We start from the raw sequence: 16,546 nt of genomic DNA, 5'->3' as shown, positions 1-16,546 counted from the left end.
TCTTCGCCCCCAGCCGCTTGGCCAGCAGCGACGACATGATGTTGACCTCGTCGTCGTTGGTCAGCGCGCAGAAGATGTCGCAATCCTCGATGTTCTCCTCTTCCAGCAGGCGCTTGCTGGTGGCGCTGCCGTGCAGCACCACGGTGCGATCGAGGCGCTCGGAAAGGGTGGTGCAGCGCTCAAGGCTGTGTTCGATGATCTTGACCTGGTGGCTGTGCTCGAGATGCTCGGCCAGGCGCTCGCCGATGTTGCCGCCACCGGCGATCACCACCCGGCGAAAGCCGCGCTCAACCCGCCTGAGCTCGCTCATCACCGCGCGGATGTCGCGCCGCGCGGCGAGAAAGAACACCTCGTCGTCGGCCTCGATGACCGTGTCGCCGCGGGGGATGATCGGCCGGTTGCGCCGGTAGATCGCCGCCACGCGGGTGTCGACGTTGGGCATGTGGCGGCCCAGAAAGGCGAGATCCTGGCCCACCAGCGGCCCGCCATAGAACGCCTTGACCGCGACGAGCTGCACGAGCCCGCCGGCGAACTCGAGCACCTGCAGCGCCCCCGGGTGCTCGATCAGCCGGCGCACGTGGTCGGTGACCACCTGCTCGGGGCTGATCAGCACGTCGATTGGAATCGCCTCGTGGGCGAACAGGCCCTTGCGGGTCAGGTACGGCGTGGCGCGCACCCGGGCGATCTTGGTCGGCGTGCGAAACAGGGTATGGGCGACCTGACAGGCGATCATGTTGACTTCGTCGGAGTTGGTGACGGCGATCAGCATGTCGGCGTCCTCGCAGCCGGCCTGGCGCAGCACGATGGGGTAGGAGCCGGCGCCGGTGACGGTACGGATGTCGAGGCGCGTGTGGAGTTCGCGGAGCTTGGCCGTGTTGGTGTCGACCACGGTGATATCGTTCTCTTCGCGCGCGAGGTGTTCGGCCAGCGTACCGCCGACCTGGCCAGCGCCGAGAATGATGATTTTCATGCGTTCGTCTCCCTGGGGCCTGGGTCGATGCCCAGCCGATAGCCGATGCCCGGCTCGGTCTGTAGAAGAAAAGGGGCCTGTGGATCGTCGCCGAGCTTTTGGCGCAGCCGGCTGACAACGATGCGCAGATAGTGAGTGTCGTCTTCGTGCACCGCGCCCCAAACGTGGCGCAAAAGGTGCGTTTGGGTCACCACGCGCCCGGGCTGGCTGGCCAGCAGCGCCAGTACGGCGAACTCCTTGGGCGTCAGGCGCACCGTCTGCTCACCGAGGGTGACGCGCCGGGCGGCAAGGTCGATACATAGCGCCCCAAAGCGGTAGGGCTTGATGCCGGCGCCGGGCAGTGGACGGCGCAGCAGCGCGCGAATACGCGCCAACAGCTCCTCGATACCGAAGGGCTTGGTCACGTAGTCGTTGGCGCCGCTGTCCAGCGCCTGCACCTTTTCTGCCTCGTGGCCGCGCACCGACACCACCATCACCGGCACCTCGCTTTGGCGGCGAATGGCGCGCAGTACCTGCTGGCCGTCCATATCGGGGAGGCCTAGATCCAGCAGTATCAGATCGATCGGCGCCTGCGTGCCGCTGTGCGCGGCCAGCACCGCGTCGAGGGCAAGCGCCCCGGTTGCCGCCTCGCTGACGCAAAACCCCTGAGAGTGCAGGCTGATGCGCAAAAACTGACGAATACCGCGCTCGTCATCGACGATCAGCACGTGTCCGGCGTCACTCATCGCGCGCCTCCCTGGTCGGACTATAAAGCGGCAGCGTGATCACGATGCGTGTCCCTTGGCCTTCGGGGTTCGCCTCGGCGCGTACCTGGCCACCGTGGGCGCCCACCATGCCCTTGCAGATCGCAAGCCCCAGGCCGCTGCCGTGAGGGCTGCGATCGCCCCCGGTGTAGAACATATCGAAGACCTTCTCGCGCCTTTCCGGTTCGATCCCTGGGCCCTGGTCCGTCATGGCAATGGTGAGCATCGTGGCGGCATCATCGGTGAAGGCCAATATCTCGATAACGCCACCCGGCGGCGAAAACCTGGCGGCGTTTTCCAGGACGTTGACCAGCGCCTGTTCGATCAGCGCCGGGTGAACGTACAGAAGCGGCAGGTTGCCTGGCGCAAAGCGAAGCTCCAGCGTGAGCCCCTGCAGCGCGCCGGCCAAACGCCGCCTTACCGTGGCGATCAAATCATCCAGCGATATCCAGTCGCGCTCTATCTTCAGCTCGCCGTGACCCAGCCGGGTCATGTCCAGAAGGTTCTGGATATAGCGGTCCAGCCGCTCGCTTTCACCCAGCACGCTATCCAGAAGCGCACGGCGGTCGCTATCGCTTAGCTGAGCATCGAGGGCGCGCAGCGAGCTGGCCGCCCCGATGATGGAAGAGAGAGGGGTGCGCAAATCGTGGGACACCGATGCCAACAGCGCCGAGCGCAGCCGCTCCTGCTCTTCGGCAAGGCGCGCGGCGCTCAGCGCGCTCAAGCGCCGGCGGCTTTCACTGGCCACGTTGCCCACCACCAACGCGATCAGTAGAAAAAAGCACAGCGTGAGAAGCTGCTCGCGCTCGGCGACGATCAATGAAAACGTCGGTACGGTAAAAAAGAAGTTGAAGGTCAAAAAGCCTAAAAGCGCGCTGATCAGCGCAGCAAAACGGCTCGCCAGCACCGCGCAGGCGAGCACTGCGCTTAAAAACACCAGCGACAGATTGGCCAGCGCAAGCCAGGTGTAAAGTCCCCAGGACGCCAAAAGCGCGAGCGCGTTAAAAAGCAGCGCGCAGCCAAGCTCATGCAGGGTGGGTAAACGCCAGGTCGCGATCAAGAAACGCCTCCTTGAAAATTAGCGGCGCCAGAACATCGGCGTCAGCAGAACGATCACGGTCAGTATCTCGAGCCGGCCCATCAGCATGCCTGCGCACAGAAGCCACTTGGCCGCGTCCGGCAGAGTGTAGAAGTTGCCCGCCGGGCCGATCACCTCCCCCAGGCCCGGGCCCACGTTGGCCACCGCCGTGGCCGCGCCGGACACGGCGGTGACGAAATCGAGCCCGAGTGTGGAAAGCGAAAGCGCCAGCGCCGCGATGGTCAAAAAGAAGAAGAACGAGAAGGCGATGACCCCGCGGGTCACCTCGTCGCTCACCGGCTGGTCGTTGTAACGCGTAGCGAACACGCCGTGGGCGTGGATCAAATAGCGCAGCTGGTTGCGCAGCATCAAAAGCGCGATCTGAAACCGGAACATCTTCATGCCGCCGCTGGTCGAGCCGCTGCACCCGCCCATGAACGTCAGGTAGAAAAACGCAGTGACCGGTAGCGCCCCCCACAGCGTGTAGTCGTCCGAGGCGTAGCCGGTGGTAGTCACCACCGACACGACGTTGAAAGTCACGTGAGTGAGCGAGTCGAACCAGGGCTCGCCAAGGGCGACGCGCCAGGCGCTTAGGCACACGATGACGATCAATAGCAGCTTGATGAGCCCGCGCACCTGTTGATCCTGCCAGAGCGCTTCAGGCGTGCCGCGCAAAAAGCGAATGTAGAGCACGAAGGGGAGCGCGCCGCAGAGCATGAAGGCGCTCGCCATCCACAAAAGCCATGGCGCGTCGGCGTAGGCGCCGAAGGAGGCGTCCGAGTTGGCAAAGCCCCCGGTGGCGATCGAGGTCATGGCGTGCACGACGGCGTCGAGCGGCGCCATGCCGCCAACGAAGTAGCCGAGCATGGCAACGCCCGTCAGCCCCACATAGACCACGAGCGTGGCCTTGGCGATACCGCCGGTGCGCGGCATCACTTTTTCCGACCAGTCGGAGGATTCGGTATGGAAAAGGCGCATGCCGCCGACCTTCAAAAAGGGCAGAATCGCGATGCCCATCACGATGATGCCAATGCCGCCGAGCCACTGCATCAAGCCCCGCCAGAGTTTGAGACCGTCAGAGAGATGCTCGATGCCCACGATCACCGTGGATCCCGTGGTGGTGATCGCCGACACCGACTCGAACACGGCGTTGGTGATACTCAATTGCGGCGCGCCCAGAATCAGAGGGAGGCTGGCAAAGCCGCTAACGCTGACCCAGCTGGCCGGGGTTAGCACAAACATCTGCCAGGGTTTAAGCTCAATGGGCGTGCGGTAGGTCGCCGCGAGCGAGGCGCCGGCAAGTGTGGCCACGACGGTTACCGCCTTGAGAAAGGCCCAGACGTCCGGGTCGTTCTCCCAGGCCAGCACCCCGAGTGGCACGAGCATGAACAGCGCCAGAATGATCCAGAGCACCGCCAGCGTCTTGAGTACCGGCGCCCAACGGCGAGTGGAGTTGAGGGCGTAGGCAACACGTTTGCTTGAAAAAGGCATGCTCGACCGCCTGGCTGGGAAGACCCGCCTATCTCAGCACGCGTTGACATAAAAAGTCTGTAAAAAGTGCGGGCAGTGGTCGGTCTGCATTCGCCATTCCCGAGCTCGACCTGCAAGCGTTAGCTAAAAGTAGTAAAATTACACAATTTATTGCGTACTGTGGCCGCGATCGAGTAAATTTTAGGTAATTAAACAACGTTCGCGGTGTCAGGATTCAAGGAGTCACGATGAGCCAGCCTCATTCCCCGTTAGGCGATCCGAACCATGCGATCGATCTGGCGCTTTTCGGCGCGCTTGGCGATCTTGCCACGCGCAAGCTGTTCGCTGCCCTTTATCACCTCGACCGCGACGGGCTGATGCCCGAGGCCACGCGCATTCTGGGGCTCGCGCGCCAGGGGCATGACCTCGATGAGTTTCGCGCGCTAATTCGCCAGGCACTCGAAAAACGGCTCAAGGCCGACGAGCAGGACGAACAGAGCCTGACGCGCTTTTTAAACCGCCTCGAATACCTGCAGCTGGATTTCAAAAGTGCAGAAGGCTACGCCGCGATCAAGCAGTGGCGCCAGGGGGCCGAGCGCCCGATGGTGGTCTATCTTTCCGTGGCGGCGCGTATCTACGGCGATATCTGCCACAACCTGTCGCAAAGCGGCAGCCTCGACGACGATACCCGCGTGGTGGTGGAAAAGCCCATCGGCTACGATCTGGATTCCTCGAAAGAGATCAACGACGCCATCGGCGCGGTGTTCCCGGAAGAGCGGATCTACCGCATCGATCACTATCTTGGCAAGGAGACGGTGCAGAACCTGATCGCGCTGCGCTTCGCCAACCCCTTGTTCGGTACCCAGTGGAACCAGAACCACATTTCGCATGTGGAGATCACCGTGGCCGAGAAGGTGGGCATCGAAGGACGCTGGGGCTACTTCGACGACGCTGGTCAGCTTAGAGATATGGTGCAAAACCATCTGCTCCAGCTACTGTGCCTGATCGCCATGGACCCGCCGTCGAACCTGGACGCCGACGCCATTCGCGATGAAAAGGTGAAGGTGCTCAAGGCGCTCAAGCCTTTTACCGGCGAGGCACTAGGGCGCGACGTGGTGCGCGGTCAGTACATCGCCGGCACCAGCGACGGCCAAACGGTGCCCGGCTATCTCGAAGAGGAAGACGCCAATACGGAGAGCCGCACCGAAACGTTTGTTGCGATGAAAACCGAGGTCTCCAACTGGCGCTGGGCTGGCGTGCCGTTCTACCTGCGCACCGGCAAGCGTATGCCCGAGAAGCTTTCGCAGATCGTCATCCATTTTCGCCAGCAGCCGCACTACATTTTCGACCCGGATCAGCGCGACATCGCCGCCAACAAGCTGATCATCCGCCTCCAGCCGGAAGAGGGCATCGCGCTGCAGGTGTTGACCAAGGACAGCGGCCTGGACAAGGGCATGCGTCTGCGCCCGGGGCCGCTGCATCTCGATTTCAACAGCGCCTTTCCCAAGTCGCGCATTCCCGACGCCTACGAGCGGCTGCTGCTGGAAGTGATGAAGGGCCAGCAGTATCTGTTCGTGCGCCGCGACGAGGTTGAGTTCGCCTGGCGCTGGTGCGATCAGCTCATCGACGGCTGGAAGACCCGCGAAACGCCGCCCCGGCGCTACCCGGCCGGCTCCTGGGGACCGGTGGCGTCGATCGCCATGATCACCCAGGACGGGCGCAGCTGGTACGAGGACTACTGATATGAGCAACGTACGTAACGCGCTGGCCGAGCAGCTGGCCGAAGCGGTGTATCAGGCGTTGGCCGAGGATCTCGAGCGCCAGGAGAAGGCGCTTTTGGTCGTCTCCGGCGGCTCCACGCCGGTGCCGTTTTTTACCGCGCTCGCTAAAAGAGAGCTTGCCTGGGAGCGGGTGCAGGTGACGCTGGCCGACGAGCGCTGGGTCGACGCCGAAAGCAGGGACAGCAACGCGAGGCTCGTGCGCGAGCATTTGCTGGTGGGGGAGGCGGCAAACGCCGATTTCATTGCCTTGACCAGTGAGGCCGAAACGCCGGAGCAAGGCGTGGAAGAGGTCGCACGGCGCCTCGAGCCGCTCGCCTGGCCGGCCAGCGTGGTCATTTTAGGCATGGGCAGCGATGGCCACACCGCTTCGCTTTTCCCCGATAGCCCGGAGCTTGGCCTTGCCATGACCACCGATGAAGCGCTGGTAGCGGTACGCACGCCCAGCCAGCCTCAGCCGCGCATTACCCTGAGCGCCGACCGCCTGCACCAGGCGCGGCGCCACTTTCTGCACATCACCGGCGACGACAAACGCGCCGTACTCGGCAGCGCCATGGGTGGCGACGACGTTCGCCAGCTTCCCATTCGCGCCTTTTTAAGCTGCCCGCTGGCCATCTACTGGGCACCCTGACACACCCTTTGCACGCCCGCGTTAGGGTTTGGAGATTTTTATGACAATCGATAAACAGCTTCCGTCCAGCCGCACCGCCGAGCTCGACAGCATCTGCCTTAAGGCCGAGGTCATCCCGGTAATCACCATCGAGCGTATCGAAGATGCCGTGCCCATGGGCCGCGCGCTGCTCGAAGGCGGCATCAACGTACTGGAAGTCACGCTTCGCACCGACTGCGCGCTCGAGGCCATCAAGCGTATGAAAAAGGAGCTGGTTGGGGCAAGCATCGGCGTGGGCACCGTGCTCACCCCGGCCCAGTACCGCCAGGCCGAAGAGGTCGGCGCGGATTTCGTTGTCACTCCCGGCACCACCGAGGCGCTTTACCGCTATGGCGTGGAGAGCCCGGTACCGATGCTGCCAGGCGTTTCCACCGTTTCCGAGCTGATGACCGGCTGGCAGTACGGCTATCGCCGCTTCAAGTTTTTCCCTGCGGAATCGAGCGGCGGCGCCAAGGCGATCAAGGCGATCGGCGGCCCGCTCTCCGAGGCGCGCTTTTGCCCCACCGGCGGTATTACGCTGGACAACGCCGAGGAGTACCTGACGCTCCCCAACGTCATGTGCATCGGCGGCTCCTGGCTCACGCCGAAGGCCATGGTCGACGCCGAAGATTGGGACGGGATTAAAAAGCTCGCCCAGGAAGCGGCGGAGCGCTTTCACCACTAAGGCGCTTTCACCATTAGGACGCTTGCGCCAAGTGATCAAAGCCCGAGCGGGTCGACCGCTCGGGCTTTTTGCGCTTTAAAGAGATCCCTTCAAAAAATAAACGCCTATCTGAAACCTGGGATATCGCCGCGAGTAGGCAGGGCAGCGTAGGCACCGGGGCGGGTGACGGCGTAGGCGCCGCAGTTACAGGCAATGCCGACGGCGCGGGTAAGAAATGCCGCGCTTTCGAGCAGGTTTTCAGGCAGCGCATCGCGGCTTAGCGCTTGGCTTAAGCAGGCCATAAAGCCGCCCATGAAGGCGTCACCACCAGCGGTAGTGTCCACCGCCTGTACGCGGGGTGGCGTGATGCGCTCATCCAGCGTGGCCGTTTTAAGACGCACATCGTTTGGCCCATCGGTGATCAGTATCGCCCTAGCGCCCGCGTTCAAGCGCTCGGCGAGCCAGGCCTCTTCGCTTTCGGCGCCGCGCAGGTAGTCGAGTTCCTCCTGGGACACCTTGATTAGCATCGCCAGCGACAACAGCTCGGTGACGCGGCGGGTCGAGGCGCTGCCGTCTGGCCACAGGTTGTGGCGCAGGTTGGCGTCTACGCTTACCAGCGCGCCGGCCTTTTGCGCCATTCGCGTTAGCGCCAGAGTGGTGTCGCAAATCGCCGGCTCGGTCAGGCTGTTGCTACATACGTGCCAAATCACCGGCGACTCGAAAGTGTCCTGGGGCAGATGCTCGACGCGGTAGAGAAGATCCGCCGCCGGTGGGCGGTAGAAGTCGAAGGTGCGTTCGCCATGCTCATCGCGCGAAACGAACGCGAGTGCGGTGCGCGCCAGGCGGGTAAATACCACGCCTTTGGTATCGACGCCATGATGGCTGAGCTCTTCATTGATAAAACGCCCAAAGCGGTCATCGCCGAGCATACCCAAAAAACGGCTGGGCACGCCCAAACGGGCGCAGGCCACCGCCACGTTGGCCGGCGCGCCACCGGCATAGGGGGTGAACGTTTCCGGGCCTGCTTCATCACCTAATCGGCTTGAAAGCATATCGACCAGAGCCTCGCCAAAAGTAACGACTGGCGTCATGCACACCTCCTTTTACGCGCTTTGCGCTCATTGTTTTATTTACATCCGGGCGCTTGTTCATGCCCAACAGAAGGGGCTAGGTAACCTCTTCGTTATGCAGTGCTTCGGCGGCGCCCAGCAGCCCCGTCCAGGGGTGGGTGACCACCTGAATGGGAATGTCGGCGTTGTAGGCTTGCATGCGGCCCTTATCGTTGAAGGCGCTTTTGAGCTCACTGTGCGGCAGCCAGTCGAGCAGCCGGGGCAGGATGCCGCCGCACAAATAGACGCCGCCGCGTGCCCCCATGGTCAACGTGGCGTCGCCGCAAACGTTGCCCAGTATCTTCAAAAAACGCAGCAGCGCGGTGCGCGCCAGCGTATCGCCGTCGTCGGCGCCCTGGCTGATCTCTGCCGGGGTTTCGAAGCGCGGCGCGGCGCCGTCGAGCTCGCAGTAGGCTAGATAGAGCTCGAAAAGCCCTTGACCGCACAGCACACGCTCAACGCTAACGCGGCCGTAGCGCTTTTGAAAAAAGCGTAAAAGCGCAAGCTCCTGCTCGTCCATTGGCGCGAAGCTTACATGGCCGCCTTCGGTGGGCAGCGGAATCCAAGCGTGGCGGCCGGGAAAAACGCCGGCCACGCCAAGCCCGGTTCCTGGGCCGATGATCAGCCGCGCCGAGTGAGGCTGCGCGTGGCCAGCCTGGACCTCGAACAGGTGCGTCTCGTCGACATGGGGCACGCCAAGCGCCTGGGCGGTGAAGTCGTTGATCACCTTGAAAAGCGAAAGCCCCAGCGCCTCCTGAACATCGCGCTTGTCGAACGCCCAGTGGTTGTTGGTCATCTTCACCCGCTCGGCGTGGACCGGGCAGGCGAAGGCAAGACACGCCTCGGTAGGGGCCATCTCGTCGATGGCGCCCACCCGCTCGAGATAATCCCGAATGGCGTCGATGGGCCCGGCGTAGTCGGCGCAGGGCAGATTCAGCATGTCATAGGGCGCCGTGTCGCCGGGGATGACCAGGGCGAAGCGGGCGTTGGTGCCGCCGATATCGCCGATCAGCGCCGGTCGCATCAGGCGTCCTCCTCGCTAATCTGGCTCTGCTGGCGGGCCAGATCGTCGGCCTCAAAACCGCCGAACACGCCCGCACCTTCCTCGCCGCGCATCGCCAAATGGCGGAATCCACCGAAGAGCTCGCGGCCCATGCCGACGTGGTACTCGTCCAGGTTAGCGTGCGCGAGGCCGCGTTTGGCCCACTCCGCCGGGTCTACTTTGGCTTCGAGCACGCCAGTGTTGGCATCCAAAAAGACCACATCGCCGTCGCGCAGTTTGGCCAGCGGGCCGCCGTCGAGCGCCTCCGGGCTAATGTGGATCGCCGCCGGAACCTTGCCCGAGGCGCCGGACATGCGCCCGTCGGTGACGAGTGCCACCTTGAAGCCGCGATCCTGCAGCACGCCCAGATACGGGGTGAGCTTGTGAAGCTCCGGCATGCCGTTGGCTTTCGGCCCCTGGAAGCGCACGACCACGACCACGTTGCGGTCGAGTTCGCCGGCTTCGAACGCGCCTTTCATCTGGTTCTGGTCGTCGAAAATGCGCACCGGCGCCTCGAGCACGCGGTGCTCCTCGGTGACGGCAGAGATTTTGATCACACCGCGGCCCAGGTTACCGTCGAGCACGGTCAAGCCCCCGGTCGGTGCAAAAGGCGTGGCCACCGGACGCAGTACGTCCTCGTCCAGGCTCGCATCGACCCCTTCGCGCCAAACGAGCTTGCCGTCCTCCAGGAAGGGCTCCTGGGTGTAGGCGGTCAGCTCGGTGCCGAACACGGTGGGAATGTCACCGTGAATAAGACCCGCACCGAGAAGCTCGCGGAACAGATAGCTCATGCCGCCGGCGGCCTGGAAGTGGTTGATGTCTGCCTGGCCGTTGGGGTAAACCCTCATCAGGCTCGGCGTGACGGCGGAGAGCTCGGTGAAGTCGTCCCAAGTCAGCGTGATGCCAGCGGCGGCGGCCATGGCGATCAGGTGCATGGTGTGGTTGGTGGAGCCACCGGAAGCCAGAAGCCCGACCACGGCGTTGACGATGGCGCGCTCGTCGATCTGCTTGTAGAACGGGCGGTAGTTGCCGCCGGGCTCGGTGTTGCGAATCGCCTGCTCGGTGGCGAAGCGGGTCAGCGCCTCACGCATCTCGGTGCCCGGGTTGACGAACGAGGTGCCCGGCAGGTGCAGGCCCATCACCTCCATCATCAGCTGGTTGGAGTTGGCGGTGCCGTAAAAAGTACAGGTGCCAGGGCTGTGATAGGACTCGGACTCCGCCTCGAGAAGCTCCGCGCGGCCCACCTTGCCCTCGGCAAAGAGCTGGCGCACCCGCGCTTTTTCCTTGTTGGGTAGGCCTGAGGGCATGGGGCCGGCGGGCACGAACATCGCCGGCAGGTGGCCAAAGCGCGCCGCTCCGATGAACAGCCCCGGCACGATCTTGTCGCACACGCCAAGATACAGCGCGGCGTCGAACATGTTGTGCGAAAGCCCCACCGCGGTGGCCATGGCGATCACGTCGCGCGAGAACAGCGAAAGCTCCATGCCCGGCTGGCCCTGAGTGACGCCGTCGCACATCGCCGGCACGCCGCCGGCGAACTGGGCGGTCGAGCCCATCGCACCCGCCGCCTCGCGAATGGTCGCGGGAAAGGTCTCGAAAGGCTGGTGCGCCGAGAGCATATCGTTGTAGGCCGAAATGATCCCCAGGTTGGCGCTGTTCATCAGCTTCAGCGAATCCTTCTCCTGCGGGCTGCAGGCGGCGAAGCCGTGGGCCAGGTTGCCGCAGGAGAGCTCGGCGCGGTGCACGCCGCGCTGGTGCTGATCAGCCATGCGCTTTTCATAAAGCGCCCGGCGCTCGCGAGAGCGCTCGCGAATGCGCTGGGTCACCCTGGCGACGGTGTCGTTTAACGGGGCAGATGCGGTAGACGTCATGGAAACCTCGGCTAGGCGTTAGTCAGGGCATGCTATGTAGTTATTTTACATGCTTTGCGGCCAGTTTAAGCCGCCATCGAGCGGCATTAAACCTTTTGGCGCAGATTTGCGGCGCTATTTTGGTAACTTTCCTACTGAATCGCCCGCCGCGCCGGATGCAAAGAGTGATGAAGCGTACCTTGCGCTCGCCGATCCGGCTGTCGGCTAGCACGATGGCGTTTTTCATCAGCATGCTCGAAAGGTTCAGCATGCCCAAAAGGGCGGCGAAGGTGAAGGGCAGATCGGAACCCAAAGCCCAATGGTCACATCCGGAACAGGCGCCAGCGCCGCCGGGCTTTGTTACCATGGCCCAGCGGCGGCCGCTGGCTTGCCGATTGCCTGTTGGTCTTATCCACGCGCTCGTTTTATTCACTGCTTTCGGAGCCTGACATGCCCCGCGACTTTTCGCGTATCACGCCTTTCGATACCGCCTTTCAAACGCGCGCGCGAGCCTATCTCGACACATTGACCAAGCCGCCGGGAAGCCTTGGCCGGTTAGAAGACCTAGCGGTGTCGCTTTGTCATATCACCGGCACGCTCACGCCAAACGTCGACCCGCCCGGCATCGTCGTTTTCGCCGCCGACCACGGCGTGGCCGAGGAGGGCGTCTCCGCCTTCCCTCAGGAAGTGACCGCGCAGATGGTCGCCAACTTCGCCAAGGGTGGGGCGGCGATCAACGTGTTCGCCCGCCAGATCGAGGCGCGTATCGAGGTGGTCGATGTGGGCGTGGCGAGCGATGTCCGCGCCGAGGGCGTGGTGGACGCTAAAGTGCGCCGCGGTACGCGCAACTTCGCCCGCGAAAACGCAATGAGCGCCGCCGAGCTCGATCAGGCCCTTAGGGTAGGTATTGAAGCCGTCGAGCGGGCCGCTAATGCCGGCTGCAAGAGCCTGATTTTAGGAGAAATGGGCATCGCCAACACCACCGCCAGCAGCGCCGTGCTGGCAGCATTGTTGAACCGGCCCGTCGGCCCGCTGGTGGGCGCCGGGACCGGCGTTGTCGAGCAGCGTCTGGCGCATAAAATCGACGTGATCGAAAAAGCCCTTGTAGCGCGTGCCCCCGGAAGCGAGCCGCTGGCGGTGCTTGCCTCCGTTGGCGGGTTCGAGCTTGCCGCCATGGCCGGGGCGATGCTGGCAAGCGCCGAGCGCCGCCTGCCGGTAGTGGTCGACGGCTTCATTGCTTCAGTGGCGGCGCTGGCGGCGGTGCGGCTCTGCCCGCCGGTGCGCGAGGTTCTGATTTTCAGCCACCGCTCCGCCGAGCCCGGCCACGCCGTGGCGCTCGAGGCGCTCGCCGCGACCCCGCTGCTCGAACTCGACATGCGTCTGGGCGAGGGCAGCGGCGCCGCGCTTGCTTTCCCGCTGTTGAAAGCCGCCTGCGCGATGATCACCGAGATGGCCACCTTCGAGAATGCCGGGGTGACACGCTAGTGGGCGTGACGCTCATACTGCTGGCGGTGGCGATCGACCTGATCGTGGGCGACCCGCGCTGGCTGCCGCACCCGGTGGTCGGCATGGGCCGAGTGATCACATGGTTGGAGGTGCGGCTCAACCGCGGTGGGCAGCGCGCGCGGCGGCTCAAAGGCGCGCTTTTGACGCTTCTGGTGGTCGCCGGCACGTTTTGGCTCGCAACGCTTCTTCTCAATTGGCTGAGCATGGTGCATCCTTGGCTGAAGGTCGCGGCCGAGCTTTGGCTACTGGCCACCACGCTTGCCATCAAGGGGCTGGCGGACGCGGGCAGAGCCATCGCCGCACCGCTTGTTAAGGGGGATCTCGAGGCGGCGCGAGAGGCGCTGTCGCGGGTGGTCGGGCGCGATACCGCCACGCTAAACGAGCCTGAGATCGCCCGCGGCGCGGTCGAAACCGTGGCGGAGAACACCGTCGATGGCATCACCTCGCCGCTGTTTTTCGCGCTGATCGGCGGCGCGCCGCTGGCGCTGGCTTACAAGGCGGTGAACACGCTGGACTCGATGGTGGGCTACAAAAATGCCCGCTTCGCGGATTTTGGCTACGCCTCGGCAAAACTCGACGACATCGCCAACTGGCTGCCGGCGCGGCTCACTGCCGTGTGTCTTTGGGCGGCGGGGGCGCTTTGGAATGCCTTAGGGCGCGAGCCGCTGGCGGTGGCCGGTGCCTTTACCCATACCCGGCGCCAAGCGCCGCGCCACCCCAGTCCCAACGCCGGCTGGCCGGAGGCGATGGTGGCCTGGCTAATGGGCGTGAAACTCGGCGGCGAGAACGTCTACGGCGGCGAGCTTTCGCACCGCGCAATGCTAGGGCCGGGGCGCGTCGCGCTCGAGGCGCGCCACATCGATATCACCATTGGCCTGATGCACGCAGCCTGGGGGCTTTTTTTACTCATGATGATCGCGCTTGGCATGGCAGGAGAGGCGGTGTGATAAGCCCAAAAAAGCCGGCAGACGGCACTTGGCAAAGGCCAATGCCGTGTAACGTCATCTCATTTTCTCGCTCGAGCGTTCGATGATCGTGTTCGTCAGCGGCGGCGCACGCTCGGGAAAGTCTCAACTGGCCGAAGCGCTGACGCTGGCAAAAGCGCGCGAGCGCTGCTTTTACGTGGCCACCGCCCGTCAAAACGATGCCGAGATGAGCGCGCGCGCCGCGCGCCACCGGGCCCGCCGTGACGGCCGCTGGGTCACGCTTGAGGCGCCGCTCTACCCGGACGAAGCGGTCGCTTCTGTACCCGACGGCCAGGCCGTGCTGATCGACTGCCTCACCCTCTGGGCGAGCCAGCTATTGTTTGGCCAGGCGTTCGAGCCGGCCGAGGCCGAACGGGAGGGGGTGCGCTGCCTAAAAAAGCTGCTCGGCGATGCCCGTGATCGAGGCCTGCACCTGGTCATCGTTTCCAACGATCTTAACGAAGCGCCGCTGCCGTCGGACCCCGGGGTCTGGCGCTTCGTCACGTTTTTGCAGCGCCTGCACCGGCTGTTGGCCCAGGAAGCGGACTCGGTGATCGAAGTGGTCGCCGGGTGCGCCGTCGAGTGGAAGGTTGATCTCGACCTTTCCCCCAATTCCGATACCCCGTCCCGAAACAGCGAAGAGCCATCGCCGTGAAGAATGCTCTGTTCGGTACCGTGCTGGCCTTTCAGTTCTTGACCCGCGTGCCGCTACCCATCGAGTGCCCCTGGAACGCCGCCACCCGGCGCTGGACGCTGCGCGCCTATCCGGTGGTCGGGCTGTTCATCGGCGCGCTGCTGTGGCTTGCTGCGCTTGCGCTCGACGCGCTCGCGATGCCCGCACCGATTGCCGCCCTTGCGCTGTTGAGCCTGTGGGTGGCGCTGGGCGGCGGCCTGCACCTGGACGGCGCGATGGACCTGGCCGATGCCCTCGGCAGCAACCAGCCGCTGGAGCGGCGTTTTGAGATCATGAAGGACCCCCAGGTGGGCAGCTTCGGGATACTGGCGCTGTTTTTCCTGCTCGCCTGGAAGGCGGTGCTGCTCTGGGCGCTGGTTGATATCGGCGCGCCCGCGCTTTGGCTGTTGATCGTGCCGGCGCTTGCCCGTTTCGCCGGCGCCGCCCTGCTGGTGCTGAGCCCCTGTGCCCAGCCAAGCGGGCTTGCCTACGCGTTCAAGCGCTCGCTGACCCCGCGTGACGTGGCGCTTTCGCTGGTGCCGCTTCTGTGCGTGGCGTTTTTTTATCCGCCCTTGCTTGCCTGGCTTGCCGGGGCGCTTTTGTTCACCGCGCTGTTTCGCGCCGGGGTGCTTCGCGCCTTCAAGGGCATCAACGGCGACATGATTGGGGCGTTAATAGAAGGAGTCGAGCTTTGGCTAGTGATCTTGATGTGGAGCTGGTGGTGGTTCGCCACGGCGTGACGGCCTGGAATCTCGAGCGGCGCTACCAGGGCCAGCGCGATATCGAGCTTTTGTTTCCCGACGCCGAGCCGGGGCTCAACGCGCTCAAGGCGGCGTTAAAGGATGAACATTTCGATGCGATCTACGCAAGCGATCTGACCCGCTGCCGCCAAACGCTCGAGTGGGCAAAGCCCAGCGCTACGCCGGCGAGTGTTTATCTGGAGTCCAGGCTTCGCGAGCTCGATTTCGGCGAGTACGAAGGCAAGGTCTACGACGAACTCAAGGAGAATCCGGGCTACCGGGCATGGATTGATAGCGTCGGAGAGCTTAAAATCCCCGGCGGCGAATCTGCCGGTGATCTGCGCGCGCGCCTGGACGGCTGGCTTTCGACGCTCGCCGACAACGCCCGAGCCCTTGGCCACCGGCGCGTGCTGGCCGTCACCCATGGCGGCGTGATTCGCGAACTGAGGCGGCGTTTTGAAACCGTGGATTTCTGGGAGGCCACGGTGACCCAGGCCACCGGCCGGCGCCTGAACCTGACCCATCGCGCTAGAGAAGGAGAGTGGCAATGCAGCTTTTCATCGGCGGTGCCCGCGCAGGCAAGCGCGACGCCGTAAAAACGCGCTTTCAAAACGCGGCCTGGTGGACGCTCGCCCCGGGCCAGCGGCTGGCCGACTGCCACTCGATTTTGATTCCCGATACGCCGCTGGTGATTAACGGCGTGCTCGACTGGGTGGCCCGCGACGGCGCCCGTGAAACCGACAGCGACCGTCTGCGCGCCCAGTGGCGCGAGGATCTGGCCGCGCTTTGCCGCGCCGCCAGGGCGTGCAACGCCACGATCGTGCTGATCATGAGCGAGGTCGGCCGGGGCCTGGTGCCCATGGCGCGCGAAGAGCGCCGGCTTCGCGATCTCAACGGCTGGTTCAGCCAGGACGCCGCCCAGCATGCCGAGCGAGTCTGGTACGTGCGCCACGGCCTGGTGCAGCGCCTTGGCGCGCCCATAAGCGCCCCGTCGAGCCTGGCCGAGTGCGATTGACCTGGCCCTGACGGCTTGCTAGTTTACGCTCACTTTTGGGTGCCGACCTTGCGTCGGTTAAACGGGAAGCTGGTGTCCATTCCAGCGCTGCCCCCGCAACGGTAATCGAGTCAAGAACGGCCATTACGCCACTGTGTCGCGCGCGATATGGGAAGGCCGCCGTTTTAAAGACGCTTTGCGCGTCTTTCGCTCGTCAGCCCGGAGACCGGCCCGAAAGCGCAAGGTGACTGAAAACGATGTTTCAGCGCCTTTACTGCCGAGACGCGGAGGGCGTGCTCAGGGCCGATACGGACG

General features: G+C 64.1%; 17 protein-coding genes and 1 riboswitch. Of the genes, 9 read left to right on the top strand and 8 right to left on the bottom strand.

Going from position 1 to position 16,546, the window contains the following annotated elements:
* The 4 genes from trkA to MQW23_RS17050 all read right to left on the bottom strand — a co-directional run.
* The coding region (gene trkA, locus MQW23_RS17065; protein WP_252106751.1) for a Trk system potassium transporter TrkA at positions 1-970 on the bottom strand (970 nt) is incomplete at its 3' end.
* On the bottom strand, positions 967-1,695 hold the full coding sequence (locus MQW23_RS17060) for a response regulator (protein ID WP_252109411.1): 729 nt from the start codon (positions 1,693-1,695) through the stop codon (positions 967-969). The genes trkA and MQW23_RS17060, both read right to left, overlap by 4 nt.
* Positions 1,688-2,773, bottom strand: coding sequence for a sensor histidine kinase (locus MQW23_RS17055; protein WP_252109410.1), 1,086 nt, complete (start codon positions 2,771-2,773; stop codon positions 1,688-1,690). The genes MQW23_RS17060 and MQW23_RS17055 overlap by 8 nt, the downstream gene beginning before the upstream one ends.
* Positions 2,774-2,791: 18 nt before the next feature.
* Positions 2,792-4,282, bottom strand: a complete 1,491-nt coding sequence (locus MQW23_RS17050; protein WP_252109409.1) for a TrkH family potassium uptake protein — start codon at positions 4,280-4,282, stop codon at positions 2,792-2,794.
* Positions 4,283-4,509: 227 nt separating this feature from the next.
* Here MQW23_RS17050 and zwf point away from each other — a divergent pair, with 227 nt between their 5' ends.
* From zwf to MQW23_RS17035, 3 genes are read left to right on the top strand one after another with little or no spacing between them, the layout of a single operon-like run.
* Complete coding sequence (gene zwf, locus MQW23_RS17045) at positions 4,510-6,003, top strand: glucose-6-phosphate dehydrogenase (RefSeq protein ID WP_252109408.1); 1,494 nt, start codon at positions 4,510-4,512, stop codon at positions 6,001-6,003.
* A 1-nt stretch (position 6,004) separates the two neighbouring features.
* Complete coding sequence (gene pgl, locus MQW23_RS17040) at positions 6,005-6,670, top strand: 6-phosphogluconolactonase (RefSeq protein ID WP_252109407.1); 666 nt, start codon at positions 6,005-6,007, stop codon at positions 6,668-6,670.
* Between the two features lie 40 nt (positions 6,671-6,710).
* Complete coding sequence (locus MQW23_RS17035) at positions 6,711-7,373, top strand: bifunctional 4-hydroxy-2-oxoglutarate aldolase/2-dehydro-3-deoxy-phosphogluconate aldolase (protein WP_252109406.1); 663 nt, start codon at positions 6,711-6,713, stop codon at positions 7,371-7,373.
* 104 nt (positions 7,374-7,477) lie between these two features.
* Here MQW23_RS17035 and MQW23_RS17030 read toward each other — a convergent pair whose 3' ends face one another.
* From MQW23_RS17030 to MQW23_RS17015, 4 genes are all read right to left on the bottom strand, one after another.
* Positions 7,478-8,443, bottom strand: a complete 966-nt coding sequence (locus MQW23_RS17030) for a carbohydrate kinase family protein (protein ID WP_252109405.1) — start codon at positions 8,441-8,443, stop codon at positions 7,478-7,480.
* 76 nt (positions 8,444-8,519) lie between these two features.
* Positions 8,520-9,485 carry a glucokinase gene (gene glk / locus MQW23_RS17025; RefSeq protein WP_252109404.1) on the bottom strand — a complete coding sequence of 322 codons (966 nt, stop codon included), beginning with the start codon at positions 9,483-9,485 and terminating at the stop codon, positions 8,520-8,522.
* Positions 9,485-11,374 (bottom strand): phosphogluconate dehydratase, encoded by a 1,890-nt coding sequence (edd, locus tag MQW23_RS17020; protein ID WP_252109403.1) that lies wholly within the window; start codon positions 11,372-11,374, stop codon positions 9,485-9,487. The genes glk and edd overlap by 1 nt, the downstream gene beginning before the upstream one ends.
* A 40-nt stretch (positions 11,375-11,414) precedes the next feature.
* Entirely contained in the window at positions 11,415-11,786 is a 372-nt protein-coding gene (locus MQW23_RS17015; protein ID WP_252109402.1) for a hypothetical protein, read from the bottom strand.
* 17 nt (positions 11,787-11,803) lie between these two features.
* On the opposite strand from MQW23_RS17015, the gene cobT reads away from it, so the two are divergent.
* The 6 genes from cobT (at position 11,804) to MQW23_RS16985 (ending at position 16,252) form a co-directional block, all read left to right on the top strand.
* Positions 11,804-12,838 carry a nicotinate-nucleotide--dimethylbenzimidazole phosphoribosyltransferase gene (gene cobT, locus MQW23_RS17010; protein WP_252109401.1) on the top strand — a complete coding sequence of 345 codons (1,035 nt, stop codon included), beginning with the start codon at positions 11,804-11,806 and terminating at the stop codon, positions 12,836-12,838.
* A 5-nt stretch (positions 12,839-12,843) separates the two neighbouring features.
* Complete coding sequence (gene cbiB / locus MQW23_RS17005; protein WP_252109400.1) at positions 12,844-13,806, top strand: adenosylcobinamide-phosphate synthase CbiB; 963 nt, start codon at positions 12,844-12,846, stop codon at positions 13,804-13,806.
* An 82-nt stretch (positions 13,807-13,888) separates the two neighbouring features.
* Positions 13,889-14,479, top strand: a complete 591-nt coding sequence (locus MQW23_RS17000) for a bifunctional adenosylcobinamide kinase/adenosylcobinamide-phosphate guanylyltransferase (protein ID WP_252109399.1) — start codon at positions 13,889-13,891, stop codon at positions 14,477-14,479.
* On the top strand, positions 14,476-15,237 hold the full coding sequence (cobS, locus tag MQW23_RS16995) for an adenosylcobinamide-GDP ribazoletransferase (RefSeq protein WP_252109398.1): 762 nt from the start codon (positions 14,476-14,478) through the stop codon (positions 15,235-15,237). The genes MQW23_RS17000 and cobS overlap by 4 nt, the downstream gene beginning before the upstream one ends.
* Positions 15,189-15,833: a histidine phosphatase family protein gene (locus MQW23_RS16990; RefSeq protein WP_252109397.1), complete on the top strand. Its 645-nt coding sequence runs from the start codon at positions 15,189-15,191 to the stop codon at positions 15,831-15,833. The genes cobS and MQW23_RS16990 overlap by 49 nt, the downstream gene beginning before the upstream one ends.
* Positions 15,785-16,252, top strand: a complete 468-nt coding sequence (locus MQW23_RS16985; RefSeq protein ID WP_252109396.1) for a bifunctional adenosylcobinamide kinase/adenosylcobinamide-phosphate guanylyltransferase — start codon at positions 15,785-15,787, stop codon at positions 16,250-16,252. Before MQW23_RS16990 ends, MQW23_RS16985 begins: the two co-directional genes overlap by 49 nt.
* Positions 16,253-16,272: 20 nt before the next feature.
* Positions 16,273-16,480: riboswitch (cobalamin riboswitch) on the top strand.
* Positions 16,481-16,546: the final 66 nt, after the last annotated feature.

The sequence above is a fragment of the Halomonas sp. S3-1-1 genome (assembly GCF_023757625.1).
Taxonomy (GTDB): domain Bacteria; phylum Pseudomonadota; class Gammaproteobacteria; order Pseudomonadales; family Halomonadaceae; genus Vreelandella.
The sequence above is the reverse complement of the archived record's forward strand: the minus strand, read 5'-3'. Positions and strand labels throughout refer to the sequence as shown.